This window comes from Streptomyces sp. NPDC041713 (genome assembly GCF_055591085.1).
The window spans coordinates 445,667-472,510 of the sequence record NZ_JBVIZY010000003.1 but is presented as its reverse complement, the minus strand read 5'-3'; the positions used below and the strand labels follow the sequence as shown (position 1 = coordinate 472,510).

The 26,844-nt window shown below is 72.7% G+C and carries 22 protein-coding genes, 1 tRNA gene and 3 pseudogenes; 18 read left to right on the top strand and 8 right to left on the bottom strand.

Annotated elements, in window-relative coordinates; genetic code table 11:
* Positions 1-119: 119 nt before the first annotated feature.
* The 4 genes from ACZ6CV_RS11765 (at position 120) to ACZ6CV_RS11750 (ending at position 3,570) form a co-directional block, all read left to right on the top strand.
* Positions 120-206, top strand: a tRNA-Leu gene (locus tag ACZ6CV_RS11765).
* A gap of 183 nt (positions 207-389) precedes the next feature.
* The gene (locus ACZ6CV_RS11760; protein ID WP_469250663.1) at positions 390-1,847 is read left to right on the top strand and encodes a DUF2252 domain-containing protein; all 1,458 of its coding nucleotides are present in this window, start codon (positions 390-392) and stop codon (positions 1,845-1,847) included.
* Between the two features lie 103 nt (positions 1,848-1,950).
* Positions 1,951-2,901: a hypothetical protein gene (locus ACZ6CV_RS11755; RefSeq protein ID WP_469250662.1), complete on the top strand. Its 951-nt coding sequence runs from the start codon at positions 1,951-1,953 to the stop codon at positions 2,899-2,901.
* A 321-nt stretch (positions 2,902-3,222) separates the two neighbouring features.
* The gene (locus tag ACZ6CV_RS11750) at positions 3,223-3,570 is read left to right on the top strand and encodes a rhodanese-like domain-containing protein (protein ID WP_362376480.1); all 348 of its coding nucleotides are present in this window, start codon (positions 3,223-3,225) and stop codon (positions 3,568-3,570) included.
* A gap of 23 nt (positions 3,571-3,593) precedes the next feature.
* On the opposite strand, the gene ACZ6CV_RS11745 is transcribed toward ACZ6CV_RS11750, so the two are convergent.
* The 6 genes from ACZ6CV_RS11745 to paaA form a co-directional block, all read right to left on the bottom strand.
* The gene (locus ACZ6CV_RS11745; protein ID WP_469250661.1) at positions 3,594-4,727 is read right to left on the bottom strand and encodes an acyl-CoA dehydrogenase family protein; all 1,134 of its coding nucleotides are present in this window, start codon (positions 4,725-4,727) and stop codon (positions 3,594-3,596) included.
* Positions 4,728-4,911: 184 nt separating this feature from the next.
* Positions 4,912-5,997: a 2Fe-2S iron-sulfur cluster-binding protein gene (locus tag ACZ6CV_RS11740; RefSeq protein ID WP_469250660.1), complete on the bottom strand. Its 1,086-nt coding sequence runs from the start codon at positions 5,995-5,997 to the stop codon at positions 4,912-4,914.
* On the bottom strand, positions 5,997-6,497 hold the full coding sequence (gene paaD / locus ACZ6CV_RS11735; protein ID WP_469250659.1) for a 1,2-phenylacetyl-CoA epoxidase subunit PaaD: 501 nt from the start codon (positions 6,495-6,497) through the stop codon (positions 5,997-5,999). The genes ACZ6CV_RS11740 and paaD overlap by 1 nt, the downstream gene beginning before the upstream one ends.
* The gene (gene paaC, locus ACZ6CV_RS11730) at positions 6,491-7,279 is read right to left on the bottom strand and encodes a 1,2-phenylacetyl-CoA epoxidase subunit PaaC (RefSeq protein WP_469250658.1); all 789 of its coding nucleotides are present in this window, start codon (positions 7,277-7,279) and stop codon (positions 6,491-6,493) included. Before paaC ends, paaD begins: the two co-directional genes overlap by 7 nt.
* Positions 7,276-7,566, bottom strand: a complete 291-nt coding sequence (gene paaB / locus ACZ6CV_RS11725) for a 1,2-phenylacetyl-CoA epoxidase subunit PaaB (RefSeq protein ID WP_362376486.1) — start codon at positions 7,564-7,566, stop codon at positions 7,276-7,278. Before paaB ends, paaC begins: the two co-directional genes overlap by 4 nt.
* Positions 7,563-8,672: a 1,2-phenylacetyl-CoA epoxidase subunit PaaA gene (paaA, locus tag ACZ6CV_RS11720; protein ID WP_469250657.1), complete on the bottom strand. Its 1,110-nt coding sequence runs from the start codon at positions 8,670-8,672 to the stop codon at positions 7,563-7,565. The genes paaB and paaA overlap by 4 nt, the downstream gene beginning before the upstream one ends.
* Before the next feature lie 184 nt (positions 8,673-8,856).
* Between paaA and ACZ6CV_RS11715 the strand changes: the two genes are divergently transcribed.
* Genes ACZ6CV_RS11715 through ACZ6CV_RS11705 form a run of 3 tightly spaced genes read left to right on the top strand, consistent with a single transcriptional unit; the run spans position 8,857 to position 11,989 of the window.
* Positions 8,857-9,840: a DUF5819 family protein gene (locus ACZ6CV_RS11715; RefSeq protein WP_469250656.1), complete on the top strand. Its 984-nt coding sequence runs from the start codon at positions 8,857-8,859 to the stop codon at positions 9,838-9,840.
* Positions 9,837-11,159 carry an HTTM domain-containing protein gene (locus ACZ6CV_RS11710; RefSeq protein WP_469250655.1) on the top strand — a complete coding sequence of 441 codons (1,323 nt, stop codon included), beginning with the start codon at positions 9,837-9,839 and terminating at the stop codon, positions 11,157-11,159. Before ACZ6CV_RS11715 ends, ACZ6CV_RS11710 begins: the two co-directional genes overlap by 4 nt.
* Positions 11,156-11,989 (top strand): TrmH family RNA methyltransferase, encoded by an 834-nt coding sequence (locus ACZ6CV_RS11705; protein WP_469250654.1) that lies wholly within the window; start codon positions 11,156-11,158, stop codon positions 11,987-11,989. Before ACZ6CV_RS11710 ends, ACZ6CV_RS11705 begins: the two co-directional genes overlap by 4 nt.
* A gap of 21 nt (positions 11,990-12,010) precedes the next feature.
* On the opposite strand, the gene paaN is transcribed toward ACZ6CV_RS11705, so the two are convergent.
* On the bottom strand, positions 12,011-13,702 hold the full coding sequence (paaN, locus tag ACZ6CV_RS11700; protein WP_469250653.1) for a phenylacetic acid degradation protein PaaN: 1,692 nt from the start codon (positions 13,700-13,702) through the stop codon (positions 12,011-12,013).
* A 197-nt stretch (positions 13,703-13,899) separates the two neighbouring features.
* Between paaN and ACZ6CV_RS11695 the strand changes: the two genes are divergently transcribed.
* On the top strand, positions 13,900-15,420 hold the full coding sequence (locus ACZ6CV_RS11695; RefSeq protein ID WP_469250652.1) for a 3-hydroxyacyl-CoA dehydrogenase: 1,521 nt from the start codon (positions 13,900-13,902) through the stop codon (positions 15,418-15,420).
* Positions 15,417-16,010, top strand: coding sequence for a TetR/AcrR family transcriptional regulator (locus tag ACZ6CV_RS11690; protein ID WP_469250651.1), 594 nt, complete (start codon positions 15,417-15,419; stop codon positions 16,008-16,010). The genes ACZ6CV_RS11695 and ACZ6CV_RS11690 overlap by 4 nt, the downstream gene beginning before the upstream one ends.
* A 15-nt stretch (positions 16,011-16,025) precedes the next feature.
* Here the strand turns inward: ACZ6CV_RS11690 and ACZ6CV_RS11685 are convergent, their stop codons facing one another.
* On the bottom strand, positions 16,026-16,625 hold the full coding sequence (locus tag ACZ6CV_RS11685) for an Lrp/AsnC family transcriptional regulator (RefSeq protein ID WP_469250650.1): 600 nt from the start codon (positions 16,623-16,625) through the stop codon (positions 16,026-16,028).
* A gap of 190 nt (positions 16,626-16,815) precedes the next feature.
* Between ACZ6CV_RS11685 and pdhA the strand changes: the two genes are divergently transcribed.
* The 9 genes and pseudogenes from pdhA (at position 16,816) to ACZ6CV_RS11640 (ending at position 26,812) form a co-directional block, all read left to right on the top strand.
* Entirely contained in the window at positions 16,816-17,961 is a 1,146-nt protein-coding gene (gene pdhA, locus ACZ6CV_RS11680) for a pyruvate dehydrogenase (acetyl-transferring) E1 component subunit alpha (RefSeq protein WP_469250648.1), read from the top strand.
* Positions 17,958-18,974, top strand: a complete 1,017-nt coding sequence (locus tag ACZ6CV_RS11675) for an alpha-ketoacid dehydrogenase subunit beta (RefSeq protein ID WP_469250647.1) — start codon at positions 17,958-17,960, stop codon at positions 18,972-18,974. Before pdhA ends, ACZ6CV_RS11675 begins: the two co-directional genes overlap by 4 nt.
* On the top strand, positions 18,974-20,530 hold the full coding sequence (locus ACZ6CV_RS11670) for a dihydrolipoamide acetyltransferase family protein (protein WP_469250646.1): 1,557 nt from the start codon (positions 18,974-18,976) through the stop codon (positions 20,528-20,530). The genes ACZ6CV_RS11675 and ACZ6CV_RS11670 overlap by 1 nt, the downstream gene beginning before the upstream one ends.
* Positions 20,531-20,826: 296 nt before the next feature.
* Positions 20,827-21,258: pseudogene (gene mobA, locus ACZ6CV_RS11665) on the top strand (molybdenum cofactor guanylyltransferase); the annotation flags it as partial.
* Between the two features lie 402 nt (positions 21,259-21,660).
* Positions 21,661-22,155, top strand: a pseudogene (locus tag ACZ6CV_RS11660) (DUF6457 domain-containing protein); the annotation flags it as partial.
* Positions 22,152-23,582: pseudogene (locus tag ACZ6CV_RS11655) on the top strand (molybdopterin molybdotransferase MoeA); the annotation flags it as partial. The pseudogenes ACZ6CV_RS11660 and ACZ6CV_RS11655, both read left to right, overlap by 4 nt.
* Positions 23,583-23,821: 239 nt before the next feature.
* Positions 23,822-24,919, top strand: a complete 1,098-nt coding sequence (locus ACZ6CV_RS11650; protein ID WP_469250645.1) for a potassium channel family protein — start codon at positions 23,822-23,824, stop codon at positions 24,917-24,919.
* 212 nt (positions 24,920-25,131) lie between these two features.
* A complete protein-coding gene (locus ACZ6CV_RS11645; protein WP_469250644.1) occupies positions 25,132-26,109 on the top strand; it encodes an NAD(P)H-quinone oxidoreductase in 978 nt (325 codons plus the stop codon).
* Between the two features lie 262 nt (positions 26,110-26,371).
* Positions 26,372-26,812, top strand: coding sequence for a hypothetical protein (locus ACZ6CV_RS11640; protein WP_469250643.1), 441 nt, complete (start codon positions 26,372-26,374; stop codon positions 26,810-26,812).
* Positions 26,813-26,844: the final 32 nt, after the last annotated feature.

Genomic DNA, 26,844 nt, shown 5'->3' with positions numbered 1-26,844 from the left:
CCGCACTTGGCCAGGTGCCCCCGCCGAACGGATGTGAATCCACCGTCTGCAGCGTGCTAATCTTCTGGATGTCGGCAGGCGCTCGCCCCCCAAGGCGGGACCCAAGGACAACACCCAATGCGCGGGTGGCGGAATAGGCAGACGCGCTGGATTCAGGTTCCAGTGCCCGAAAGGGCGTGGGGGTTCAACTCCCCCCTCGCGCACCATGAGGAAGCGGTCCTCCTCCGGACGAAAGTCCGGAAGGGGGCCGCTTCTTTTTGTGCCCGCTCGTCGTGCACGCTCGGCGCCGTGATGTATGTCACCGAGGTTATCCACAGGCTCTGACGCCGGTCGGCGTGCGGCGGTACGGTCGAGCCGGATTCGGGGTTGGCCGGCGGTCGGCGGGGGCGATGATCATGGTGAGGCGCGACGGGAGGATTCCCGGGCAGCGGGGCGAGCGGGTGCCGCGGGTGGCGGGGTTCGCCGAGTGGCCCGTGCAGGGGTCGCCGAAGAAAGAGGGCAAGGCGCTGCGGGAGCGGGTGCCGCGGACCTCGCACGCGGAGTTCGTGGTGGACGGCGGGCGTCCCGACCCGGTGGCCGCGGTGCGGGAGTCCAATCGCAGCCGGCTCCCGGAGCTCGCGCCGATCCGCGTCGGCAGGATGGCCGCCTCCCCCTTCGCGTTCCTGCGGGGCTCCGCGGGCCTGATGGGGTACGACCTCGCGCGCACCCCGATGACGGGCATCGGCGCACAGATCTGCGGGGACGCGCACGCGGCGAACTTCGGGTTGTACGGGGACGCGCGCGGTGGTCTCGTCATCGACCTGAACGACTTCGACGAGACGGTGCACGGCCCCTGGGAGTGGGACCTCAAGCGGCTCGCCGCGTCCCTGGTGCTCGCGGGGCGCGAGGCGGGCGCGGCCGAGGACGCCTGCCAGGAGGCCGCGCGGGACGCCGTGGGGGCCTACCGCCGCACCATGCGGCTGCTCGCGAAGCTCCCGGTCCTCGACGCGTGGAACGCCATCGCGGACGAGGAGTTGGTCTCGCACGCGGACGCGCGGGACCTCCTCGGCACCCTGGAGCAGGTCTCCGAGAAGGCGAGGAAGAACACGAGCGCCCGGTTCGCCGCGAAGTCGACCGAGCGCGTCGAGGGGGACGGTGACGAGGGTGGGGCGGCCGGCGCCGTGGGGCGACGCTTCGTCGACTCCCCGCCCGTGCTGCGCCGGGTGCCGGACGGGGAGGCCGCCGCGGTGGCCGGTGCGCTCGGGGAGTATCTGGAGACGCTGACCGAGGACCGGCTGCCGCTGCTCGCGCGGTACACGATCCAGGACGTGGCGTTCCGCGTCGTCGGCACGGGCAGCGTGGGACTGCGGTCGTACGTGGTGCTGCTGCTCGACCACCGGGGCGAGCCGCTGGTGCTCCAGGTCAAGGAGGCGCGGCCCTCCGCGCTGCTGCCGCATCTGCCGGTGGCCGGGTTCAAGGCGCCGGAGACGGCGCACGAGGGGCACCGGGTGGTGCTCGGCCAGAAGCGGATGCAGGTGGTCAGCGACTTCTTGCTCGGGTGGACGACGGTGGGCGGACGGCCTTTCCAGGTACGCCAGTTCAGGAACCGCAAGGGCAGCGTCGACCCGGCGGCGCTGGCCGCCGACCAGCTGGACGACTACGGCCGCATGACCGGTGCCCTGCTGGCCCGCGCGCACGCGCACAGCGCGGACCCGCGCCTCATAGCGGGGTACTGCGGCAAGAACGACCAGCTGGACGACGCGATGGCCCGGTTCGCCACGGCGTACGCGGACCGGACCGAGGCGGATCACGCGCTGCTGGTGGGTGCGGTCAAGGAGGGTCGGGTGGCGGCGGAGGCCGGTGTGTGAGGGGGAGACCCGGGGGGCGTGCGGCGGCCGGGCGGGGGCGGGCGTGTGCCGGGGCCGGTGCGGGTTTCCGGGGCGGGGCGCCCGCGTGGCCTAGGCTGGTCGGGTGACGACCCCGGAAGCCGAGCCGACGCAGCCCGAGACGCCTGAGACTCCCGAAGCGGAGACCCGGCAGGCGGGCACCGAAGGGCGGCTCAAGGACCAGCTGAAGGCACGCCTCAGGGAGCGGTCCGCCGAGCGGGCCGCGGAGACCCCGGAGGAGCGGCAGGAGGAGCGGCGGGAGGAACGTCCCGAGGAGCGGCTCGAGAGAGCTGTCCGCGCGGCCGAGCAGGCGCTGATCGAGTACGAGATCGCGTTGGAGACCTTCCGCGTGGAGGTCGAGAACTTCTCCCGCCTGCACCACCAGAAGCTCGGCCCGATGTACGCGCGTCTGGACGAGCTCGACGCGCAGATCGCCGAGGCCACCGCGGCCCGCACCGGCGACCCCGAGGACCGGCGCAAGGCGGACGAGGCGCGGGCACGGGTGATGCCGATGCCGGGCGTCGAGGAACTGTTCCACGGCTGGATGGACGGCGAGGGGCTCTACCCCGAGGCCGCCGCGATGCTCACCGACCAGTCGGTCCGGCCGCCGCAGCGGGTGCGGCCCGGCGAGGAGGCCCGCAAGCTCTACCGCGACCTCGTCCGCAAGGCACACCCGGACCTGGCGCAGGAGGAGGGCGAGCGGCAGCGGCGCGAGGAGTTCATCACGCGCGTCAACGCCGCCTACGCCCGTGGCGACGAGGCGGTCCTGCGGGAGCTCACCGAGGAGTGGGCCGCGGGCCCGGTGCCGGAGGAGGAGCGGCTCACCCGCAGCGAGGAGCTGTACGCGCGCCTGGAGTGGCTCTCCCAGCGCAAGGAACTCCTCTCGGTCCTCGCCAAGGAGCTGGAGGAGAGCGCGATCGGCGGGATGCTGCGGCTGGCGCCCGACGACCCGGACACGCTGCTCGACGAGATCGCCGAGCAGCTGCTCGCCCAGGTCGCCGAGCGCGAGGCGGAGCTGCAACGGCTCACGGCGTAGCGCGGGCGGCGCACGGTTAGCCGCGGGCGGCTGACGGTGTAGTGCAGGCGGCTGAGGGCGCAGCGCGGAGGCCGGCGGCTTGGTGCGGGCGGCGCACGGTGTAGCGCGGGACGCTGGGGGCTTGGCGCGGGCGGCTGGCGGCGTCCGGGGGACGGCGACGGCTTGGCGCGGATGGCGCACGGGTAACGCCGGACGCTGGGGGCTTGGCGCGGGCGGCTGGTGGCGTAGCGCGGGACGCTGGGAGTTTGGCGCGGGCGGTGCACGGTGTAGCGCGGGCGGCTGGGGGCTTGGCGTTGTCGGGGGTCGGGTAGCGTCGGGGGCATGGCTTTCGGATCTCAGGTGCCCACGGTCGGCATCGACGACCTTTCGAGCGGCGACTTTCTGCTGGACGTCCGCGAGGACGAGGAATGGCAGGCCGGTCACGCCGCGGACGCGCTGCACATCCCGATGAGTGAGTTCGTCTCCCGGTACGGCGAGTTGACCGAGGCCGCCCCGCAGGACGGCCGGGTCAACGTGATCTGCCGGTCCGGCGGACGCTCCGCCCAGGTCACCATGTACCTCGCGCAGCAGGGCATCGACGCGGTGAACGTCGCCGGTGGCATGGAGGCCTGGGAGGCCGCGGGGCGCCCCGTGGTCGACGACAAGGGACAGCCGGGCGCCGTCGTCTGACAGCCGGTTGCTCGCTCGTCCGGTCAGGCGAGTGGGTGGGCGGCCAGCAGGTCGCCCAGCGCCTCCTCGTGGGCGGCTGCCGGGCCGAGCGAGAGCTCCAGCTGCTTGGCCCAGGCGTGATAGCGGTGCAGGGGGTAGTCGGTGTCCGCGCCGAAGCCGCCGTGCAGGTGCTGGGCGGTCTGGACGACCCTTCGTACGCCGTCCGACGCCCAGATCTTGGCCACGGCCACGTCGCCCGTCGTCGGCAGCGCGCCGCCCGCTCCGGAGCTGATGCGCCAGGCGGCCTGCCAGAGGGTGACCTCCATCGCGCGCAGGTCGATGTAGCGGTCGGCGGCCTGCACGGCCACGGCCTGGAACGTCGCCACCGGGTGCCCGAACTGCTCGCGCTTACCGGTGTACTCACTCGTCATCCGCAGGACGGCCTCGCCGAGGCCGAGTGCCAGTGCGCACGTCCCGGTGGTGAGCAGATCGCGCAGCTTGTCCCAGGCGCCGTCGGCCTCGATGACGTCGGAGGCGGCGACGCGCACGCCGTCCAGGTGGAGTTCGCCCAGGCGTTCGCCGCTGGTGGAGAACTGTTCGGCGCGGGTGAGGCCCTCCTGGTCGCGGGGGACGAGCGCGAGGACCGGGTGGCCTTCGGATGTGTGGGCGGGTACGACGACGAGGTCGGCATGGTCCGCCCACGGCACGCTCGTCTGCAGTCCGTCCAGGGTCCAGCTGTCGCCGTCGCGCTGCGCGGTGACGGCCAGTTCGGCCGGGTCGTGGCCGGTGCGGCCGTGGGCGGCGGCGGTCAGGACCAGCTCACCCCGGGCGGCTGCGGGGAGGATCCGCCGCTTCAACTCGTCGCTTCCGTACGCCTGTACGGCGCTCGCGGCGGCGCTGCTCTCCAGGAGCGGGACCCGGGCGAGGACCCTCGCGGCCTCGCGCAGCACCAGGCACAGCGCGATGGGGTCCAGCCCCACGCCGCCGTGCTCGGTGTCGATCAGGACGCCCAGCAGGTCGGCGTCGGCCAGCCGTGACCAGAGGGCGCGGTCGAAGTCCTCGGCGACGGCGCCGGGTGTGAGCGCGGGGCTCGGCACCCCGTCCGGCGCGACGTCGGCGAAGAGCGCCTTCGCCGCTTCGACCACGGCCTGCTGTTCCTCGGTGAAGGTGAAGTCCACTGCCTGTCCTCCCGTGCACCGGCCGACCGACGTATCCCGTATCCCGTCGCCACTTCCGCCTCTTCGTACCTGACGGGCCGTCAAGATAGAACAGGTTCTACGGGAAGGGAACAGGTTCTGAAGGAGGGCTGAGGGCGCACGGTGGCGGGCCAGGGCGAGCGGCTCCGGTGGTCCTTACGGCTCCTCAGCGGTCGAAGTCCAGCTCCACCGTGTCCGTGGCCGGGCGGGACTGGCACGCGAGGACGTACCCGGCCTCCGTCTCCTCCGGCTCCAGCGCGTAGTTGCGGTCCATCCGCACCTCGCCCGAGACACAGAACGCACGGCACGTGCCGCACACGCCGCCCTTGCAGGCGTAGGGCGCGTCGGCGCGGTTGCGCAGCACCGTTTCGAGCAGTGTCTCGCCTTCTTGGACGGGCCAGGTGCCCGAGCGGCCGTCGAGTGTCGCCGTCACCGTGCTGTGCGCGGGAGCGGTGGGAGCGGCGGCGGGGGACGTGGTCGAGGCGGCCGGGAGGTTGTCGTCCACGTGGAAGATCTCCTCGTGGACCCGGCGCCGGGGCACGCCGAGCGCGCGCAGTGTCCGCTCCGCGCCTTGGACCAGGCCGAACGGCCCGCACAGGAACCAGCCCTCGATGTCCGACACCGGCAACAGCGCGGGCAGCAGCCGGGTGAGTCGCTCCTCGTCGAGCCGCCCGGAGTCGAGCCCCGACTGCTGCTCCTCGCGGGAGAGCACGGTCACCAGCTGGAACCGGTCGGGCCAGCGGTCCTTCAGGTCGGCGACCTCTTCCAGGAACATCGTCGAGGCGGCGGTGCGGTCGCTGCGTATGAGGCAGAAGTCCGCCTTCGGCTCGCGCTCCAGGAGGGTCGTGACGATGGAGAGCACAGGTGTGATGCCGCTGCCGCCGACGATCGCCGCATAACGGCCCGGGGCCGGGTCGAGCGTGAAGCGCCCGGCCGGCGTCATCACGTCCAGCTCGTCGCCGACCGAGAGTTCCTTGAAGGCGTACGTGGAGAAGGCGCCGGCCTCGACAAGCCGTACCCCGACCCGCAGGAACCGGGGCTCGTCCGGGGCGTCCAGGGAGGGAGCCGGGGAGCAGATCGAGTACGTACGCCGGATCTGGGCGCCGTCGGCGAAGCGGCGGATGGCGAGGTGCTGGCCCGGGGTGAAGCGGAACTCCTCGCGCAGTGCCGGCGGCACGTCGAACGTCAGCGTCACGGAGTCGTCGGTGAGCCGGTCGACCGCCGCTACCCGGAGCGGGTGGAAGCGGGCCATCACAACTCCTTGAAGTGGTCGAAGGGTTCACGGCAGGAGGCGCAACGGCGCAGCGCCTTGCAGGCCGTGGAGGAGAAGCGGCTGAGCAGTTCCGTGTCGGTCGAGCCGCAGTGGGGGCAGCGGATCGAGAGGCTCAGCGGGACGGGCCCGTCCGCCGCGTGGGAGCGCGGGGGAGCTATGCCGAACTCGGCCAGCTTGCGGCGCCCTTCGGCACTGATGTCGTCCGTGGACCAGGCGGGGGAGAGCACGGTGCGCACCGACACCTCGGCCATGCCGCGGTCGTGCAGCACCTGCTCGATGTCGGCGGACATGGCCTCGATCGCCGGACAGCCCGTGTAGGTCGGGGTGAGCTCGACGTCGACCCTGCCGGGGGCGAGGACCCGTACGCCGCGCACCACGCCGAGCTCGGCCAGGGTGAGCACGGGCAGCTCGGGGTCGGGCACCGAACCCGCGAGGGCCAGGAGCTCCGCCTCCAGCGCGGTGGGTGTGGTCGTCACCATGACGCCCCCGGGTGGCTGCGGTGCAGGTGCTGCATCTCCGCGAGCATCCGGCCGAAGGACTCGGTGTGCAGTCCCTGGCGGCCCGCGCCCGCCGTCCACGCGCCGGACTGCGGGCCGCCGGGCACGGTCAGGGTGGCCCGCTCGATGATCGCGGTCACCGAGGCGGTCCAGTCGTCCCGCAGCTTCTGCCGGTCGACGTCCAGGCCGGCCACGGGCTGGAACATCTCGCCGGTGAACCGCCACAGAGCGTCGAGGCCGCGCTGCATCCGGCCGTGGCTCTCGTCCGTGCCGTCGCCGAGGCGCAGGGTCCACTGCTCGGCGTGGTCCTGGTGGTAGGTCACTTCCTTGACGGCCTTCGCGGCCAGCGGGGCGAACTCGCCGTCGCCGGACGCCAACTGGCCGTACAGCAGCGTCTGGTAGGTGGAGAAGCAGAGCTGGCGGGCGATGGTGTGGGCGAAGTCGCCGTTCGGCTGCTCGACCAGCTGGAGGTTGCGGAAGGCGCGCTCCTCGCGGAGGTACGCCAACTCGTCCTCGTCGCCGACCAGGGAGAGCAGGATGCGGGCCTGGCCGAGCAGGTCGAGGGCGATGTTCGCCAGCGCGACCTCCTCCTCCAGGACGGGCGCGTGTCCGGCCCACTCCCCCAGGCGGTGGGAGAGCACCAGGGCGTCGTCGCCGAGGGCCAGGGCGGGCGGGGCCGGGTCCTGGGGTGCGCGGGGGCCGGCCGCGGCGGGGGCGCCGGACGGGGCGGGAGCGCTGGACGGGGCGGGGGGCGAGGCGGTCACAGGTGCTTCACCCCCTCCGGGATGTCGTAGAACGTCGGGTGGCGGTAGGGCTTGTCGCCGGCCGGCTCGAAGAAGGAGTCCTTCTCGTCCGGCGAGGAGGCGGTGATCTCGGCGGACGGCACGACCCAGAGCGAGACGCCCTCGCTCCTGCGGGTGTACAGGTCGCGGGCGTTGCGCAGGGCCATCTCCGCGTCCGGGGCGTGCAGGCTGCCCGCGTGGGTGTGGGAGAGCCCGCGGCGGGAGCGGACGAACACCTCCCACAGCGGCCAGTCGGTCGAGCTGCTCATGCTGTCGCCTCTCCGTGCCGTGCGGCGACGCCGTGCGTGCCACTGTTGCTGTGCGAGCCACTGACGTCGGTGTGCGGGCGGCTGACGCCGTGCGTACCGCTCATGGCGGTCCGCTTGGCGGTCGCCTGCTTGTCGGCGTACGCGGCCGCGGCATCCCTGACCCAGGCGCCGTCCTCATGGGCGCGGCGGCGCTGGGTGATCCGCTGGTCGTTGCAGGGGCCGTTGCCCTTCAGGACGTCCCAGAACTCGGTCCAGTCGATGGCCCCGAAGTCGTAGTGCCCCCGGGTCTCGTTCCACATCAGGTCCGGGTCGGGGAGCGTCAGGCCGAGCGACTCGGCCTGCGGGACGCAGATGTCGACGAAGCGCTGACGCAGCTCGTCGTTCGAGTGGCGCTTGATCTTCCACGTCATCGACTGCTCGGAGTGCGAGGACTCGTCGTCCGGTGGGCCGAACATCATCAGGGACGGCCACCACCAGCGGTTCACCGCGTCCTGCGCCATGTCGTGCTGGGCCTCGGTGCCGCGGCTGAGGGCGAGCAACGACTCGTACCCCTGGCGCTGGTGGAAGGACTCCTCCTTGCAGACGCGGACCATCGCGCGCGCATACGGGCCGTACGAACAGCGGCACAGGGGGACCTGGTTGGTGATCGCCGCGCCGTCCACCAGCCAGCCGATCGCTCCGACGTCCGCCCACGTCAGCGTGGGGTAGTTGAAGATCGAGGAGTACTTCTGGCGGCCCGAGTGGAGCTTGTCGAGCAGCTCGTCACGGCTGGTGCCGAGGGTCTCGGCGGCGCTGTACAGATACAGGCCGTGACCGGCCTCGTCCTGCACCTTGGCCATGAGGATCGCCTTGCGCCGCAGGGAGGGGGCGCGGGTGATCCAGTTGGCCTCCGGCTGCATGCCGATGATCTCGGAGTGCGCGTGCTGGGCGATCTGGCGGACCAGGGACGCGCGATAGGCGTCCGGCATCCAGTCGCGCGGCTCGATGCGCTCGTCGGCGGCGACCGCCGCGTCGAAGACGGCCTGGTGCTCCGCCGTGCTCGCGGCGGCGGACGCGGTCTCGTCCGGCTCCGTCCTTGCCGCCTGGTGTGCGGCTGCTGTCGCCATCTCGGCCCCCTCGACCCTGATGCGAACCGCCCGACCGATCGTTCGGTTCGTTGAATTCAATGGTGCGGCCCTCCGCCATAAGGTGTCAACCCTGTGGATAACTTCACGGACGCTGTCCGTGACGGTCGGGCCTGAGTACCGTTCCGGCGGCAGGGTTCGGCGCGCGATCGGGGAACGGGGCGGAATGGACGGGTACGACAAGGACTCGGGCGGTGGGTCCGCGGTGCCTGACGAGCCCGAGCCGGCGGAGGCGAGCGAGGGAACGGATCGCCTCGACGATGGGGCCGATCGGGTGGATGGGGCTGGTGGGGCCTCGGACGCCGAGGTGGTTCTTGAGACCGAAGGGCCCCCTGCGCCCGACGGGACCCGCGCGACCTATGTGGCCCCCGCGACGGATGGTCCCCCCGCGACCGCCCCCGTCCCCGCCCCCGCCCGCGTCGGTATCGCCGGACTGAAGCTCGGGTATCAGGTCGTCGCCGCCTGTGCCCTGGCCGTCGTCAGCGTGGCCGCCTGTGCCCATATAGCGATGCTCTTCCTCCATGTCGCACCGTCGAACACGCTGACCAAGCAGCACGGTGACGTGATCGACGACTGGATCTACCCCGAGTTCGAGCAGAACTGGAAGCTCTTCGCGCCCAACCCGCTCCAGCAGAACGTCGCCGTGCAGGCTCGGGCGGAGCTCCGTACCGCCGACGGGGAGATGCGGACCACGGATTGGTACGAGCTCTCCGCCGAGGACGGCGCCGCCATCGACGGCAGCCTGCTGCCCAGCCACACGCAGCAGAACGAACTCCGCCGGGCCTGGGACTTCTACGTGGGCTCGCACGACGCGAAGAATCGTCCCGTCGGCCTGCGCGGCCAGCTCTCCGAGCAGTACCTCCGCCGGATCGCGTATCTGCGGCTCGACCGCAAGGCGCCCGGCGGCAAGGGCGACGAGGTCGCGAACGTGCAGCTGCGCTCGAAGACCACGAACGTGCGGCCGCCGAAGTGGAGCGAGGAGAAGGTCTCCGCCAAGCCGTCGTACCGGCAGCTCCCCTGGTGGCCGGTGAAGCCCGAGGATCTGCCGCTCGGCAAGGGGCCGGCGAGCAAGGACCGTTCGCAGGAGAGCGCGAACCGTTCGCAGGGCCCGGTCAGGACGGTCGCACAGACGAAGGGGAATGCCCCGTGATCCGGCTCGAACGCTCGTTTGCAGGAACCGTCACCGGGGCCATCACCAAGGTCACCGGGTACGCCCTCGGCCCGTACCAGACCGCGGTGGTCCGGATCGGCTTCGCCGGCACGTGGCTGTTCTTCCTGCTGCGCGAACTCCCCCACCGCCAGGAGATGTACGGGCCCGACGGCCCCTGGAACTGGGACATGGCCCAGCAGCTCATCGCGAACAACGGCGCCTTCACCGCTCTCATGTGGTCGGACGGCAACCTCTGGTTCGAGGTCGTGTACGCGCTCGCGATCCTCAGCAGCGCGTTGCTGCTGCTCGGCTGGCACACCCGCGTGATGTCCGTGCTCTTCATGATCGGCGTGCTGTCGCTGCAGAACCGCAGCATCTTCATGGGGGACGGCGGCGACAACGTCATCCACCTCATGGCCACCTACCTGGTCTTCATCCGGTGCGGCCAGGTCTGGTCGCTGGACGCGCGGCGGGCGGCACGCGCGCGTGCCGGGGGCGCGGACGCTGATCTGGTGGACCAGGTCGACCGGGTGGGGCCGGCCCTGTGGTGGGTGTGCGGGCTCGCTCTGTCCGCCGTGACGTTCATGGGCGAGCTCAGTCACGGCTGGCTGCTGTTCCTCTGGGGCATGCTGCTGGCGCACGGGCTGTGGTGGGCCGTGGGGTGGCGCGCGGGCCGGAGCGCCTCGCTCGGCGAGTTCCGCAAGCTGCTCGACGTCGTGGCCAACATCGCCCACAACGCGGGGCTGTTGGTGATCATGGTCGAGGCGTGTCTGATCTACGCGACGGCCGGCTGGTACAAGATCCAGGGCAGCCGCTGGCAGGACGGCACGGCCGTCTATTACCCGCTGAACCTCGACTACTTCTCCCCGTGGCCCGCGCTCTCCGAGCTGCTCTCGTCCCACGGCATCATGGTGCTGCTGGTGACGTACGGAACGGTCGCCGTGCAGGTGGCCTTCCCGTTCACGCTCTTCAATCGCCGGGTCAAGAACGTGCTGCTGGCGGCGATGATCGTCGAGCACTCGGTGATCGCGGTCGTCCTGGGGCTGCCGTTCTTCTCGCTCGCGATGATCGCGGCGGACTCGGTGTTCCTGCCGACGTCGTTCCTGCTCCGGGTGGGCGGCTGGGCGGCACGCGCGCGTGATGGGGCGGTAGCGCGGCTTCCGCTTTCCCGGCTCCGTCGCTCTGACGGTGCCGACGACGAGGGTCGTACCGATGGCATGCCAGAGCAGCGCGTCCCGGACGGGCAGTCGGACGGGGGCTCCGGCGGAAAGCCGGACGAAGAGCCCACCAGAACCGCGCACGTAGGCTTCTCTCCATGAACAACACGGACGCCGCGGGCGGTGCGCACGCCGCGCGCCCCGAGGACGCCGTACGCCCCGGGCATGCCCTGCGCCCCGAGGACGCCGTACGCCGCTGGCGCGGTCTCGCCGATGCCTCCGTGCTGCTCGACGGCTTCCACGCGATCAAGCACGCCCTGCGCTTCGGTGCACGTGTACCGGTCGCGCTGACCAGCGACCGGCCCGGTGTCCTCGCCCTCGCGGACGACCTCGCGCCGGACGTACGGGACGCCCTCGGCGCGCTCCTCGTGGACGTACCGGACGAGCGGGTGCGTGCTCTGGTGCCGCGGCTGCACCCCACCGCGGTGGCCGCGCTCGCCGAGCGACCCTCCCGCGCGGACAACCTTCAGGCACTGAGGCGGATGCCCAGGCCGTCCCCCGTCATCGTGCTCGACGACCCCCGCAATCTCGGCAACGCGGGGGCGGTGATCCGGCTCGCCGCGGGGTTCGGCGCGACCGGGGTTGTCACGACCGGCACGCTCGACCCCTGGCATCCCACGGTCGTACGCGGCGGCGCCGGCCTGCACTTCGCGACGGCCGTGGAGCGCATGGACGTGACCGAACTGCCGCCGGGCCCGGTGTTCGCGCTGGACGCGGAGGGCGAGGACATCCGGGGGCTGAAGCTCCCGGACGACGCCGTGCTCGCCTTCGGCTCCGAGCGCAGCGGGCTCTCGGCCGAACTGCGGCGCCGCGCGGACCACTTGGTGGCCCTGCCGATGCGCCCGCAGGTCTCCAGCTACAACCTCGCGACGAGCGTCGGCATGACCCTCTTCCACTGGTCGGCGGGCAGGCCCCCGGGGCCGGAGGCCTGAACCCGCCGCAGGTCAGGCGTCTCAGGCGTCCTTGCGGATCTCCACCACGCGGAAGCGGTTGGCCACGAACGCGCCGTCGCACAGCGCGGCGTTCGCCGCGGGGTTGCCGCCCGAGCCGTGGAAGTCCGAGAACGCCGCCGTCTGGTTCACATAGACGCCGCCTGTGAGGTTGAGGGACAGCTGGGCGCACTCTTCGAGGCAGGTCTCCTCCACGGCGGTGGAGAGCTCCTGCGACGTCGTGTACGCCCCGACGGTCATCGCTCCCTTGTCGCGCACCGTGCGACGCAGCAGCTCCACGGCGTCGGCCGCCGAGTCGACGGCGACCGCGAAGGAGACCGGGCCGAAGCACTCGCTGAGATAGGCCGCCTCGGCGTCCGGCTTGGCGCCGTCCAGCTTGACGATCACCGGGGTGCGGACCACGGCGTCCGGGAAGTCCGGATTGACGATCTCCCGGGAGGGGAGGGCGACTTCGCCGAGTCCCGCGGCCGCTTCCAGGCGGGTCTTTACGTCCGGGTTGACCAGGGCGCCGAGGATGCCGTTCGCCCGCGCGTCGTCGCCGAGCAGGCCGCTCACCGAGGCGGCGAGGTCGGCCACCACGTCGTCGTACGACTTGGCGCCCGCGTCCGTCTCGATGCCGTCGCGGGGGATCAGCAGGTTCTGCGGGGTGGTGCACATCTGCCCGCTGTACAGCGACAGGGAGAAGGCGAGGTTGGCCAGCATCCCCTTGTAGTTGTCCGTCGACTCCACGACGACGGTGTTGACGCCGGCCTTCTCGGTGTAGACCTGCGCCTGACGGGCGTTGGCCTCCAGCCAGTCGCCGAACGCCGTCGATCCCGTGTAGTCGATGATCTTGATCTCGGGGCGGACGGCGAGGGCTTTGGCGATGCCCTCGCCGGGCCGCTCGGCGGCGAGGCACACCAGGTTCGGGTCGAAGCCGGTCTCCGCGAGGACCTCACGGGCGATGCGCACCGTCAGGGCGAGCGGCAGGACCGCGCGCGGGTGGGGCTTGACCAGGACGGGGTTGCCGGTCGCGAGGGAGGCGAACAGGCCGGGGTAGCCGTTCCACGTCGGGAAGGTGTTGCAGCCGATCAGGAGCGAGATGCCGCGCGCCACGGGCGTGAAGCGCTTGTTCAGCGCCAGCGGGTCGCGCTTGCCCTGGGGCTTGCTCCACTCCGCCGCGTCGGGGGTGCGGGACTGCTCCTCGTACGCGTACGCGACGGCTTCCATGCCGCGGTCCTGGGCGTGCGGCCCACCGGCCTGGAAGGCCATCATGAAGGCCTGGCCGCTGGTGTGCATGACCGCGTGCGCGAACTCGTGCGTCCGGGCGCTGATCCGGGACAGGATCTCCAGACAGACGACCGCGCGCGTCTCGGCGCCCGCCTCGCGCCAGGCGCGCATTCCCGCGCGCATCGCGGGGAGCAGGGTGTCCAGGTCCGGGTGCGGGTACGTGATGCCCAACTCGGGGCCGTACGGCGAGACTTCGCCGCCCACCCAGTCGTCCGTGCCGGGCTGGTCGAGGTCGAAGCGGGTGCCCTGGAGGGCGTCGAAGGCGGCCTTGCCCTGGGGCAGGCTCAGGCTGCCGTTCTCCCCGTAGGCCTTGGGGTGCTCGGGGTGGGGGGACCAGTACGCGCGCGAGCGGATGGTCTCCAGCGCCTGGTCGAGGGTGGGCCGGTGCTTGGCGATCAGCTGGGGCGCGGTGAGTTCGGCGGCCATGACGGGACCAACTCCTCCTCGGGCGGCTCTGCGTCGAGCCGGCGAGCTGGGCAGGGACGGTGGGCAGGAACGCTCTGACAGGGCTAGAGTAACCGAACGATCGGTCGGGACAAGAGGGTCTGCCGAACCTGTGGACAACTTCTTCACGGCCACCCCCGGACCCCGCGGCCGACGGGCCGTGCGGGAGGATCGCGAACATGACAGCACTCGAGCTCAGCAGCGCCGTTGCCGTGGTCGGTACCGGGACCATGGGGCAGGGCATCGCCCAGGTCGCCCTGGTCGCGGGCCACCCCGTGCTGCTGTACGACGCCGCGCCCGACCGTGCGCAGGCGGCGGCTGAGGCCATCGGCGCCCGCCTGGACCGGCTCGTCGAGAAGGGCCGCCTCACCGCCGAGGACCGCGCCGCCGCGGGCGCCCGGCTGACCCCCGCCCAGAGCCTCGCCGAGCTCGCGGGCTGCGGCCTCGTCGTCGAGGCGGTCCTGGAGCAACTGGACGTCAAGCAACGCCTGTTCCAAGAGCTCGAAGATGTCGTCGCCGAGGACTGTCTGCTCGCCACCAACACCTCGTCCCTCTCGGTGACCGCCGTCGCGGGCCCGCTGCGCGTGCCCGGCCGCTTCGTCGGCCTGCACTTCTTCAACCCGGCGCCGCTGCTCCCCCTCGTCGAGGTCGTCAGCGGCTTCGCGACCGACCCGGCGACCGCCACGCGCGCGTACGAGACGGCGAAGGCCTGGGGCAAGACGCCGGTGCGCTGCGCGGACACCCCCGGCTTCATCGTCAACCGCGTCGCCCGGCCCTTCTACGCCGAGGCGCTGCGCCTGTACGAGGAGCGGGTCGCCGACCCCGCCACGATCGACGCCGTGCTGCGCGAGTGCGGCGGTTTCAAGATGGGCCCCTTCGAGCTCACCGACCTGATCGGGCAGGACGTCAACGAGGCCGTCACGCGCTCCGTGTGGGAGTCCTTCTTCCAGGACCCCAAGTTCACGCCGTCGCTCGCCCAGCGCCGCCTCGTCGAGTCACGCCGCCTCGGCCGGAAGTCGGGACAGGGCTGGTACGCGTACGGGGACGGCGTCCCGCGCGCGGAGCCGCACACCGCGCCCACCGAGAAGGCCCCGGCCTCCGTCACCGTCCACGGCGACCTCTTCCCGGCGGACGCGCTTCCCGGCCTGATCGCCGAGGCGGGGGTCCGGGTGGGCCGGGTGGGCCACGGTGAGGGCGTGCCCGGCTTCCCTGGCCACATAGAGCTGCCCGGCGGCGCCCGGCTGGCCCTAGCCGACGGCACGGGCCCCGACGCCGCCTCGGAGCCCACGATCCACTTCGACCTCGCGCTGGACTACCGGGCCGCCACCCGGATCGCGCTCTCGCCGTCCGGCAGGGTGAGCGAGCAGGCCCTGAAGGAGGCGATCGGCCTCTTCCAGGCGCTCGGCAAGAAGGTCAGCGTCATCGGGCACGCTCCAGGGATGATCGTGGCCCGCACCGTGTGGATGCTGATCGACTTCGCCCTCGACGCCGTGGGCCGCGACGTGGCCGCCGCCGAGGACGTCGACACCGCCATGCGGCTCGGCGTCAACTACCCGCTCGGGCCGCTGGAATGGGGCCGCCGGCTCACCGCGTACCGGGTGGCCGAGGCGCTCGACGTACTGCACGACGAGTACCCCACCGGGCGTTACGCGCCCTCCCAGGCACTGCGGCGCCAAGCCGTGCGAGAGGAGTACTCATGACCACCGCCCGGCGGGACACGTACACCCCGGAGACGCTGCTTGGCGTGGCCGTCCGGGTCTTCAACGAGCGGGGCTACGACGGCACCTCCATGGAGCACCTCTCCAAGGCGGCCGGCATCTCCAAGTCCTCGATCTACCACCATGTGGCGGGCAAGGAGGAGCTGCTCCGGCGGGCGGTGAGCCGGGCCCTGGACGGGCTCTTCGGGATCCTCGACGAGGAGCACGCGCGCGTGGGGCGTGCGGTGGAGCGCCTGGAGTACGTGACGCGGCGCACCGTGGAGGTGCTGGTCGCCGAGGTGCCGTACGTGACCCTGCTGCTGCGCGTGCGCGGCAACACGGACACCGAGCGCTGGGCCATGGAGCGGCGCAGGGAGTTCGACCAGCAGGTGGCCGAGCTCTTCAAGGAGGCCGTCGCCGACGGCGATCTGCGCTCCGACGTCGACCTGCGCCTGGCCACCCGGCTGCTCTTCGGGATGATCAACTCCATCGTGGAGTGGTACCGGCCGGAGAGCAGGGGCGCCGCCAACGGCGAGCAGATCGCCGACGCCGTCGTGCAGTTGGCCTTCGCGGGGCTGCGCACCGAGCGCTGACGTGCGCCGGCGAGCTCAGCGCTCCGGCTCCATGTCGTCCTCCTCGAAGACCAGCAGCGTCCGCGTGCTGAGCACTTCGGGGATGGACTGGAGCCGGGTGAGCACCAGCTCCCGCAGGGCGCGGTTGTCCGGCGTGTGCACCAGGAGCAGTACGTCGAAGTCACCGCTGACCAACGCGATGTGGGACGCACCGGGAAGTGCGCGCAGATGCTCGCGCACCGTACGCCAGGTGTTCTGGACGATCTTGAGCGTGATGTACGCGGACGCCCCCTGCCCGGCGCGTTCGTGGTTGATCCGCGCTCCGAACCCCCGGATGACGCCGTCGTCGATGAGGCGGTTGATGCGCGCGTAGGCGTTGGCGCGCGACACGTGGACGCGCTCGGCCACGGAGCGTATCGACGCGCGACCGTCCGTATGGAGGATCTGCAGGATGTCGCGGTCGATGGCGTCCAGCGGCCGGGGCTCTGGAACGGGCTGCTCCGGCGTGCGCGGTTCGGGGAGCCGGGGCTCGGGGATCCCGGCGTCCGGGGAGCGGGGCTCAGGGGGCCGGAGCTCGGGGGTGCGGAGCTCCGGGCGGTCGCCGTCCTGCCCGTCGGCCATTCGTTCAGATGCCATGTCCCCCCGCCTCCCTACCATGGACGTACTGCATCCATCCCAGGCTGTGCAGAACCGTTTGTCCACAGCCTGACGGTGCCTGTAGCCAAAATGTGCCGGCGACCGAACAATCGGTAGGTGAGGCGCATCACGTCGGCGCGCCTCTTTTACCGCTCCCACGAGGAGACCGCTTCCCCCAGGAGGTGCCGTCATGACGGTCATGGAGAAGCGGGGCGCCTATCGGCCCACCCCGCCCCCCGCTTGGCAGCCCAGGACCGACCCCGCGCCGCTGCTGCCGGACGCGGAGCCGTATCGCGTCCTCGGCACGCCGGCCGCCGAGAAGGCCGACCCGGGGCTGCTGCGCCGGCTGTACGCGGAGCTGGTGCGCGGGCGCCGTTACAACACGCAGGCGACGGCTCTGACGAAGCAGGGCAGGCTGGCGGTCTACCCGTCGAGCACCGGGCAGGAGGCGTGCGAGATAGCGGCCGCGCTGGCCCTGGAGGAGCGGGACTGGCTCTTTCCCAGTTACCGGGACACGCTCGCCGTGGTCGCCCGCGGCCTCGACCCGGCGCGCGCGCTGACGCTGCTGCGCGGCGACTGGCACACCGGATACGACCCGCGCGAGTACCGCACGGCGCCCCTGAGCACCCCGCTCGCGACGCAGCTGCCGCACGCGGTGGGTCTCGCGCACGCCGCCCGGCTCAAGGGCGACGGCGTGGTCGCGCTCGCCATGGTCGGTGACGGCGGCACCAGCGAGGGCGACTTCCACGAGGCGCTGAACTTCGCCGCGGTGTGGCGGGCCCCCGTGGTCTTCCTCGTGCAGAACAACGGCTTCGCCATCTCCGTGCCGCTCGCCAAGCAGACCGCCGCACCCTCCCTCGCCCACAAGGCGGTCGGGTACGGCATGCCGGGGCGCCTGGTGGACGGCAACGACGCGGTGGCGATGCACGACGTGCTGAGCGAAGCGGTCTCCCGCGCGCGGGCGGGCGGCGGACCGACGCTGGTGGAGGCCGTCACGTACCGCATGGAGGCGCACACCAACGCCGACGACGCCACGCGGTACCGCCAGGACGCCGACGTCGAGGCCTGGCACGACCATGACCCGATCCTGCTCCTGGAGCGGAAGTTGACGGAGCGCGGACTCCTGGACGACGACATGAAGCGACGGACGGCCGACGACGCGGAGGCCATGGCGGCTGACCTGCGCGAGCGCATGAACCAGGAAGCCGTCCTCGACCCGATGGACCTCTTCACGCACGTGTACGCCGAGCAGACCTCCCAACTCCGGGAGCAGGCGGACCAGTTGCGCGCGGAGCTGGAAGTGGCCTCGGAAGAGGCCGAGGAGGAAGCGCGATGACCACGGTCGCGGCGAGGCCCGCCACCAAACCGGCCACCATGGCACAGGCGCTCGGACGGGCCCTTCGGGACTCCATGGCCGAGGACTCCTCGGTGCACGTCCTCGGCGAGGACGTCGGAGCGCTCGGCGGAGTGTTCCGGGTGACCGACGGGCTCGCCGAGGAGTTCGGCGAGGACCGCTGCACGGACACGCCGCTGGCCGAGGCGGGCATCCTCGGGACGGCCGTCGGCATGGCGATGTACGGGCTGCGTCCGGTCGTGGAGATGCAGTTCGACGCGTTCGCCTACCCCGCCTTCGAACAGCTGATCTCACACGTGGCGCGGATGCGCAACCGCACGCGGGGCGCCATGCCGCTGCCCATCACGGTGCGCGTGCCCTACGGCGGCGGCATCGGCGGCGTCGAGCACCACAGCGACTCCTCCGAGGCGTACTACATGGCGACGCCGGGGCTGCACGTGGTCACGCCCGCCACGGTCGACGACGCCTACGGGCTGCTGCGCGCCGCCATCGCCTCGGACGACCCGGTGGTCTTCCTGGAGCCGAAGCGCCTGTACTGGTCGAAGGCCGACTGGAACCCGGATGCCCCGCGACCCGTTGAACCGATAGGCCGCGCGGTGGTGCGGCGCACCGGACGCAGCGCCACGCTCATCACGTACGGGCCGTCCGTGCCCGTCTGCCTGGAGGCGGCCGAGGCCGCCCGCGCGGAGGGCTGGGACCTGGAGGTCGTCGACCTGCGCTCGCTGGTGCCCTTCGACGACGAGACGGTCGCCGCGTCGGTGCGGCGCACCGGCCGCGCGGTGGTCGTGCACGAGTCGAACGGCTTCGGCGGGCCCGGCGGGGAGATCGCCGCGCGGGTCACCGAGCGGTGCTTCCACCACCTGGAGGCGCCGGTGCTGCGCGTCGCGGGCTTCGACATTCCGTACCCGCCGCCGATGCTGGAGAAGCACCACCTTCCGGGCGTCGACCGGATCCTGGACGCGGTCGCGCGGCTGCAGTGGGAGGCGGAGAGCTGATGGCCCAGGTCCTTGAGTTCAAGCTGCCCGACCTCGGAGAGGGGCTGACCGAGGCGGAGGTCGTCCGCTGGCTGGTCGAGGTGGGCGACGTCGTGGCCGTCGACCAGCCGGTCGTCGAGGTCGAGACCGCCAAGGCGATGGTCGAGGTGCCGTGTCCCTACGGGGGCGTGGTGACGGCTCGCTTCGGCGAGGAGGGCGCGGAACTGCCGGTCGGGGCACCGCTGTTGACGGTCGCCGTGGGTGCGGCGGCCGGGGCGGGTGTGACGGCTGGGGCAGGTGGCGGGGGCGAGCCGGGGGGGAGCGGGTCCCGGGTTCCCGAGGAGCCCGCCGAGCGGGCGCTGCAGACGGCGGCCGAGGAGTCCTCCGGGAACGTCCTCGTCGGATACGGCACGGGGGCGGCTCCCGCGCGGCGGCGCAGGGTGCGGCGGCCTTCACGGCCCGCGGGACAGCTTGCGGAGGCGCCGGCGCCTGAGCGGGAGCCGGGGGCGCGGGACGGGGACGCGGCGGTCACTTCGGTCACGCGCGCGGACGACGGGCCGATTCCGGTGATTTCTCCGCTCGTACGGAAGCTGGCCCGGGAGAACGGCGTGGATCTGCGGGCCCTCGTGGGGTCCGGCCCGGAGGGGCTGATCACGCGGGCCGACGTCGAGTCCGCTGTCGTCTCCGCGTCCGCGACCGTGTCGGGGGCGGGGGTGGGCACCGGCACGGTGACGGGCGGGGCGCCGTACGCGCCGGGCGGGTCCTCCGTAGCGGCGACGGTCGACCCCGAGGTCCGTGGCCGCGCAGCCGCCGCCGAAGTACGCCGGCAGGTGAGCGCGGCGCAGGACCCGCACCACGCGGGGCCCGTGACGCGGCACGCGCTGACCGGCATCCGCGGCCTGGTCGCCGACAAGATGTCCCGCAGCAGGCGCGAGATACCGGAGGCCACCTGCTGGGTGGACGCCGACGCGACCGAACTGCTCGCGGCCCGCAAGGCCATGAACGCTGCGGTGACCGGGCGCGACGGCGAGGCGGGTGGGCAGAAGGTGTCGCTGCTCGCGCTGCTGGCCCGCATCAGCGTGGCCGCGCTGACGCGGTACCCGCTGCTCAACTCCTCCGTCGACATGGACGCGCGCGAGGTGCGGCAGTACGCCGACATCCACGTCGGCTTCGCCGCGCAGACCGATCGGGGCCTGGTCGTCCCGGTGGTGCGGCACTGCCAGACCCGTTCGACCGACTCGATCAACGCGGAGCTGATCCGCCTCACCGAGTCCGCCCGGGCGGGCACGCTCACCCCGGCGGAGCTCACCGGAGGGACCTTCACCCTCAACAACTACGGGGTGTTCGGGGTCGACGGCTCCACGCCGATCATCAACCACCCCGAAGCGGCGATGCTCGGAGTCGGCCGGATCGTGCCCAAGCCGTGGGTGCACGAAGGGGAGTTGGCGGTGCGGCACGTGGTCCAGCTGTCGCTCACCTTCGACCACCGGGTGTGCGACGGGGGCACGGCGGGCGGGTTCCTGCGTTATGTGGCCGACTGCGTCGAACAACCTTCGGTGCTGCTGCGGTCGCTGTGAGGGGGACTGTGACGGGGGACTAGGGGGAGTAGAGGGGCGTAGGGGGAGGTGGCGGGCCTTGTGGGGCGCGTGGGGGGTGTGGGGCGGGGGGAACGTGACGTAAGTCCCTTGGCCGTTGGGCCCTTCGCGGGGGTGGCATTGATCCTTCGTATGGCCATACTCAGTGGGTGACCACGAACGAGGGCGGTGAGCCGCTCGGGCCCGCCACGCCGTACGAGGGCGGTGAGCCGCTCGGGCCCGCCACGCCGTACGAGGGCGGTGAGCCGCTCGGGACCGCCACGCCGTACGACGCCGTCGTGCTCGCCGGGGGCGGTGCGGCGCGGCTCGGCGGTGCGGACAAGCCGGGGGTGCGGGTCGGTGGGCGGACGCTGATCGACCGGGTGCTCGCGGCCTGTTCCGACGCGGGTACGACCGTCGTCGTGGCGGCGCCGCGGCCGACCGCGCGCCCGGTGGTGTGGGCCCGCGAGGAGCCCGCGGGTGGCGGACCGCTGGCCGCGCTGGACGCGGGCCTGCGGCACACCACGGCGGAGTGGGTTGTGGTGCTCTCGGCCGACCTGCCGTTTCTGGACGAGCGGACCGTGCGCCGGTTGCTGGGCGCGCTGCGGGAGAGCGGCGCGGACGGTGCGGTGCTGACGGACCCCGACGGCCGCGACCAGCCGCTCGTCGCCGCGTACCGGCGGGGGGCGCTGCGCCGCGAGATGGACGCGATCGCTGCCCGCGAGAGGGGCGACGGGGGTGCCGTGCGAGGCGGGGCTGGGGGGTCCACTCCGTTCACCGGGTCCGCCGGGCCGACCGGATCCGCCGGGCCGACCGGGTCCGCCGGGCCGACCGGGTCCACCGGACTCACCAGGCCCACCGATCCCACCGGGTCTGCCGGGGCCACTAAGCCCACCGGGTCCGCCAGACCCACCGAGTCCACCGGGTCCGCCAGGCCCACCGAGTCCACCGGGTCCGCCAGGCCCACCGAGCCCACCGGGTCCGCCGGGCCGACCGGGTCCACCGAGCCCACCGGGTCCGCCAGGCCCACCAGGCCCACCAGGCCCACCAGGCCCACCGGGTCCGCCAGGCCCACCGAGCCCACCGGGTCCGCACCCCCAACCGGGTCCACACCCCCGCCCACCCCCACCGCCCTCGCCGGTCTGCCCCTGCGGTGGCTTACCGGGCGGCTTCGGTTGGTCAGGGTTGGTGGGGCTCTCGCCGCTTTCGACTGCGACACCTGGGACGACATCGCCGCCGCGCGGGCCCGCATCAGGGAGCATGGCAACGTGTTGGATGAATGGATTTCCGCAGTCAAGGACGAGCTGGGCATCGATCTCGATGTGGACACCGGCGCCCTCCTCGACCTCGCCCGCGACGCCGCGCACGGCGTGGCCAGGCCGGCCGCACCGCTGACCACGTTCCTCGTCGGATACGCGGCGGCGCAGGCCGCCTCGCGGGGCGGAGCGGCCGACGGCGCCGAGGCGGTGGCCGAGGCGACGCGCAAGGCCGTCGCGTTGGCGGCCCGCTGGGTGGACGAGGACCAGCAGGACGAGAAGCCCGACGCCCACCCCGATTCCGCGTCCGGCGGCCCCCACCCCGGCACCGGCCCCGATGCCACCCCCGGAACACGACCGGACGCCCGATGACCGGGCAACCGGTGCCGGACGCCGAACTCGACGAGGCCCTAGCCCTCGTGAACGGCGACCGTGACCGTGACACCCACGGGGGGACCCACGGCGCCCCATCCCGGTCGGCCCCGACCCCGTCGCCCTCCCCGACCCCACCGCCCCCATCGACCACTCCGGGCACAGCAGTCCCGCCAGCCACACAAACCACCCCCGCCGCGTCGCCCACCCCGCCCTCAGTCGGTGAGCACCGTGACATCACCCCCTGGCCCGCCGCCCGCGCCGTCGCGGAGCGGGCCGCGCCGCGGCCGGTGGCCGAGCCCGCTCCCGTACCCCTGGACCGCGCCCTCGGTCTGATCCTGGCCGTACCGCTCAGCGCCCTCACCGATCTGCCGTCGTTCGACACGTCCGCGATGGACGGCTGGGTCGTCGCGGGCCCCGGTCCCTGGGACGTACGGGCCGACGGCATCCTCGCCGGGCGCGGCCGGCCGGACGCGCTCAGCTGCGGGCAGGCGGTGCGCATCGCGACGGGCGCCCGCATCCCGCAGGAGGCCACCGCCGTCCTGCGTAGCGAGCACGGCACCCTCGACGACAAGGGCCGCCTGCACGCACGGCGCGAGGTGGTCACCGGGCAGGACATCCGCCCGCGCGGCCAGGAGTGCCGTTCCGGCGACCATCTGCTGCCCGCCGGGGCGCTGGTCACCCCCGCCGTGCTCGGTCTGGCCGCGGCCGCCGGGTACGACACGCTGGCGGTGGTCCGCAGGCCCCGCGCCGAAGTCCTCGTCCTGGGCGACGAGTTGCTGACGTCCGGCCTCCCCCACGAGGGCCTCATCCGGGACGCGCTCGGTCCGATGCTGCCGCCGTGGCTGCACGCACTGGGCGCCGACGTGACCGGGGTCCGGCGGCTCGGGGACGACGCGGAGGCGCTCCGTGAGGCGATCGGCTCGTCCACCGCCGACCTGATCGTCACGACGGGCGGTACCGCGTCCGGGCCCGTCGACCACGTCCACCCGATCCTGGCCCGGGTCGGCGCCGAACTGCTCGTGGACGGCGTGGCCGTGCGTCCCGGGCACCCCATGCTGCTGGCCCGCGTGCGGCCCGGACAGCACCTCGTCGGGTTGCCCGGCAACCCGCTCGCCGCGGTCTCCGGGCTGCTGACGCTGGCCGAGCCCCTGCTGCGGACGCTCTCCGGGCGCGCGACGGGGTGCGGCGGCCCTTCGACGTACACGGCTCCCCTGCGCGACGCGGTCCACGGGCACCCGCACGACACCCGCCTCGTCCCGGTCACCCTGCGCGGCGAACGGGCCGTCCCGCTGCGCTTCAACGGTCCGGCGATGCTGCGCGGCATCGCGGCGGCCGACGGACTCGCGGTCGTGCCGCCCGGCGGGGCGCGGGCGGGGCAGGAGCTGGAGATCCTCGACCTGCCGTGGGCGGTGCCGGATGTGGGGACCGGGGCGGGTATGTACGGGGTGCCGGGCTCGGGCCCGGCGGGAGCGCAGGCGGGCCCAGGCGCGGGAGCCTGGGCCACAGCCGGAAGCGGGGCCGGAGCAGCCCCAGCCCCAGGCCCAGGCCGAGGCACAGCCCCACGCACCGCCCCATCCCCAGCCCCCGCCCCACGCCCACGCACAGCAGCCCCAAGCCGAGCCCCAGATGCAGACGCAGCCGCAGACGGCGAGGAGCGTTTCACGTGAAACTTCCCGGGCATGACGCGATCGCGCGTCACCCCGAAGAGCAGCACACCACGTACCGGATCAAACTTCCCCGACGCAGGGTCGAGCGTCCGCTGCGTCAGGTCACCCGCCGTCTGGCGATGGCGCTGGTGGTGCTCGCTCTGACGACGTTCATAGTCTGGATCGACCGCGTCGGCTATCACGACAACTCGGACAGTCGCGTCGACTTCCTCGACTCCGCGTACTACGCGACCGTCACGCTCTCCACCACGGGGTACGGCGACATCGTCCCGTACAGCGACAGCGCACGGCTCACCAACATTCTGCTGATCACGCCGTTGCGCGTGCTCTTTCTGATCATCTTGGTCGGCACCACACTCGAAGTGCTCACGGAACGGACCCGCGAGGAATGGCGTCTGTCCCGCTGGAGGTCCAACTTGCGTGAACACACTGTTGTCGTCGGCTTCGGCACGAAGGGGCGGTCGGCGATCCAGACCGTCTGCGCGACGGGTCTGAAGCCTGAGCAGATCGTGGTGGTCGACCCCAGCGCGAAGGTCATCGACGCGGCCACGGCGGAGGGGTTCGCGGGTGTCATCGGCGACGCGACGCGCAGCGACGTGCTGCTCCGTGCCGAGGTGCAGCGGGCCCGCCAGATCATCATCGCGACGCAGCGGGACGACACGGCGGTCCTGGTGGCCCTCACCGCACGGCAGTTGAACCGCGGGGCAAAGATCGTGGCGGCGGTGCGCGAGGAGGAGAACGCGCCGCTGCTCCGGCAGTCCGGCGCCGACGCTGTCATCACCAGCGCCAGCGCCGCGGGCCGGCTGCTCGGTCTCTCCGTGCTGAGCCCGAGCGCGGGCATGGTCATGGAGGACCTGATCCAGCAGGGCAGCGGCCTCGACCTGGTCGAACGCCCGGTTATAAAGGCCGAGGTGGGGCTGAACGTGCGGGAGACGGACGACCTGGTGGTGAGTGTCGTACGAGGGCACCGCGTGCTCGGCTACGACGATCCGGCCGTGGGCAAGCTGGAGTTGACGGACCGCCTGATCACCATCGTGCGGGCCTCACCGGGGACGGTGGTCGCCCCGGACCTGAAACCGATGCCGCCGAGCTGAGGCGGGCGGGGGCCCGGCCCACCGGAATGGTGGTTGGCCGGCCGGCCGGCCGGGCGCGGGCTGGGTGGGCCGTGAGGGCTCGCAGGGCTCGCAGGGTTCGCGGGGCTCGCAAGGTTCGCGGGGCTCGCGGGGCTCGCAGGGCTCGCAATGTTCGCAGGGCTCTGTGGGCCGTCGCCCGGTGCGCGGTGGGGGACGCGAGTAGCCTCGCCAGCATGTATGCGATCACGATCCCCGAACCCGGCGGCCCCGAAGCGCTCGTATGGGCCGAGGTCCCCGATCCCGTGCCCGGCGAGGGCGAGGTGCTCGTCGACGTGGTGGCGAGCGCCGTGAACCGCGCCGACCTGTTGCAGCGGCAGGGCTTCTACAACCCGCCGCCCGGCGCCTCCCCCTACCCCGGCCTGGAGTGCTCGGGCCGGATCACCGCCCTCGGCCCCGGCGTCTCCGGCTGGGCGGTCGGCGACGAGGTGTGCGCGCTGCTCTCCGGCGGCGGATACGCGGAGCAGGTCGCCGTGCCGGCCGGCCAGCTCCTTCCCGTACCGGACGGCGTCGACCTCGTCACGGCGGCCGCGCTGCCCGAGGTCACCTCGACGGTGTGGTCCAACGTGTTCATGATTTCCCACCTGCGGCCCGGCGAGACGCTCCTCGCGCACGGCGGCTCCAGCGGCATCGGCACCATGGCGATCCAGCTCGCCAAGGCCGTCGGCGCGAAGGTCGCCGTCACGGCGGGCAGCAAGGAGAAGCTGGCGTTCTGCGGGGAGCTGGGGGCGGACGTCCTCATCAACTACCGCGAGCAGGACTTCGTCGAGGAGATCGAGCGGGCCACGGACGGGGCGGGCGCGGACGTCATCCTCGACAACATGGGCGCGAAGTACCTGGACCGGAACGTCAAGGCCCTCGCGGTCAACGGGCGCCTCGCCATCATCGGCATGCAGGGCGGCGCCAAGGGCGAGCTGAACATCGGCGCGCTCCTCCAGAAGCGGGCCGCCGTCACCGCGACCTCGCTGCGGGGGCGTCCGGCCGCCGAGAAGGCCTCGATCGTCGCGGCCGTGCGGGAGCACGTCTGGCCGCTGCTCGGCGGGGGGCATGTGCGGCCCATCGTGGACCGTACGGTGCCGATGCGGGATGCTGCGGCGGCGCACCGGGTCCTTGAGGAGAGCGGGCACATCGGCAAGGTGCTGTTGACCCGGTGACGTGGGGCCTTGCCCCTAGGTGATTTTTCGGCTGCGGGGGCGTGGGGGCTGGTCGCGCAGTTCCCCGCGCCCCTGGGTGGTCCTCCCGCTGTCACCTGGAAGGCTGAGCTGGTCGAGATGCCGGATATCCGGCGTCATGTGAGGCTTGTCACCAGCGCACTGCACTGCGTACAGCGCACCGCGTACAGCGCACTGCGTGCAGCGCACAGCGCAGCGAATGCTGTTGATTCTGGCGGCCCGGTGACGGGAGGGGGTCAGCGCGGTGGAAGCTTCATGGGCTGGACGGCGCGCGGTCCTGGTGGTGGGCGCGGTGGTCGGCGTGTTGCTCGCCGTCCTCACGGCGTTCGTGCCCGACCTCGTCTCGTACGCGGCCGCACACCCCCCGCCGAGGCGTCCGCTCACCACCGTGGACGAGACCTCCCGGGCCGGCAGCAGGCCGGGCGAGGGGCGCGAGCGGCCCGGCCAGGTCAGGCCGCCGCTCACCGACCTGCCCCAGGTGCCGCGCGCGCCCTACACGCCGCCCCCGCGCCCCGCGAAGCCCGAGCCGGTCCCCGTCACGCTCCGGGACACCGCGTCCCAGCCGACCGAGCGGCCGCTCGTCGGGCCCGTGCTGCCCAACCTGCGGGTCCTGCCCCTGGGCGGCGGCCTGCTCCTCATCGGCCTAGGCCTCGGCTTCCTCGGACTCCGGCTGCGGCGCGGCTGAGGTGGAATCAACCCCGTATGAGCGTGGATCAA

Coding starts and splice junctions, on each gene's coding strand:
- ACZ6CV_RS11760 (WP_469250663.1), top strand. CDS start 390: ATGATCATGGTGAGGCGCGACGGGAGGATTCCCGGGCAGCGGGGCGAG.
- ACZ6CV_RS11750 (WP_362376480.1), top strand. CDS start 3,223: ATGGCTTTCGGATCTCAGGTGCCCACGGTCGGCATCGACGACCTTTCG.
- ACZ6CV_RS11740 (WP_469250660.1), bottom strand. CDS start 5,997: ATGGCCCGCTTCCACCCGCTCCGGGTAGCGGCGGTCGACCGGCTCACC.
- paaD (WP_469250659.1), bottom strand. CDS start 6,497: ATGGTGACGACCACACCCACCGCGCTGGAGGCGGAGCTCCTGGCCCTC.
- paaB (WP_362376486.1), bottom strand. CDS start 7,566: ATGAGCAGCTCGACCGACTGGCCGCTGTGGGAGGTGTTCGTCCGCTCC.
- paaA (WP_469250657.1), bottom strand. CDS start 8,672: ATGGCGACAGCAGCCGCACACCAGGCGGCAAGGACGGAGCCGGACGAG.
- ACZ6CV_RS11715 (WP_469250656.1), top strand. CDS start 8,857: ATGGACGGGTACGACAAGGACTCGGGCGGTGGGTCCGCGGTGCCTGAC.
- ACZ6CV_RS11705 (WP_469250654.1), top strand. CDS start 11,156: ATGAACAACACGGACGCCGCGGGCGGTGCGCACGCCGCGCGCCCCGAG.
- paaN (WP_469250653.1), bottom strand. CDS start 13,702: ATGGCCGCCGAACTCACCGCGCCCCAGCTGATCGCCAAGCACCGGCCC.
- ACZ6CV_RS11695 (WP_469250652.1), top strand. CDS start 13,900: ATGACAGCACTCGAGCTCAGCAGCGCCGTTGCCGTGGTCGGTACCGGG.
- ACZ6CV_RS11690 (WP_469250651.1), top strand. CDS start 15,417: ATGACCACCGCCCGGCGGGACACGTACACCCCGGAGACGCTGCTTGGC.
- ACZ6CV_RS11685 (WP_469250650.1), bottom strand. CDS start 16,625: ATGGCATCTGAACGAATGGCCGACGGGCAGGACGGCGACCGCCCGGAG.
- pdhA (WP_469250648.1), top strand. CDS start 16,816: ATGACGGTCATGGAGAAGCGGGGCGCCTATCGGCCCACCCCGCCCCCC.
- ACZ6CV_RS11675 (WP_469250647.1), top strand. CDS start 17,958: ATGACCACGGTCGCGGCGAGGCCCGCCACCAAACCGGCCACCATGGCA.
- ACZ6CV_RS11670 (WP_469250646.1), top strand. CDS start 18,974: ATGGCCCAGGTCCTTGAGTTCAAGCTGCCCGACCTCGGAGAGGGGCTG.
- ACZ6CV_RS11645 (WP_469250644.1), top strand. CDS start 25,132: ATGTATGCGATCACGATCCCCGAACCCGGCGGCCCCGAAGCGCTCGTA.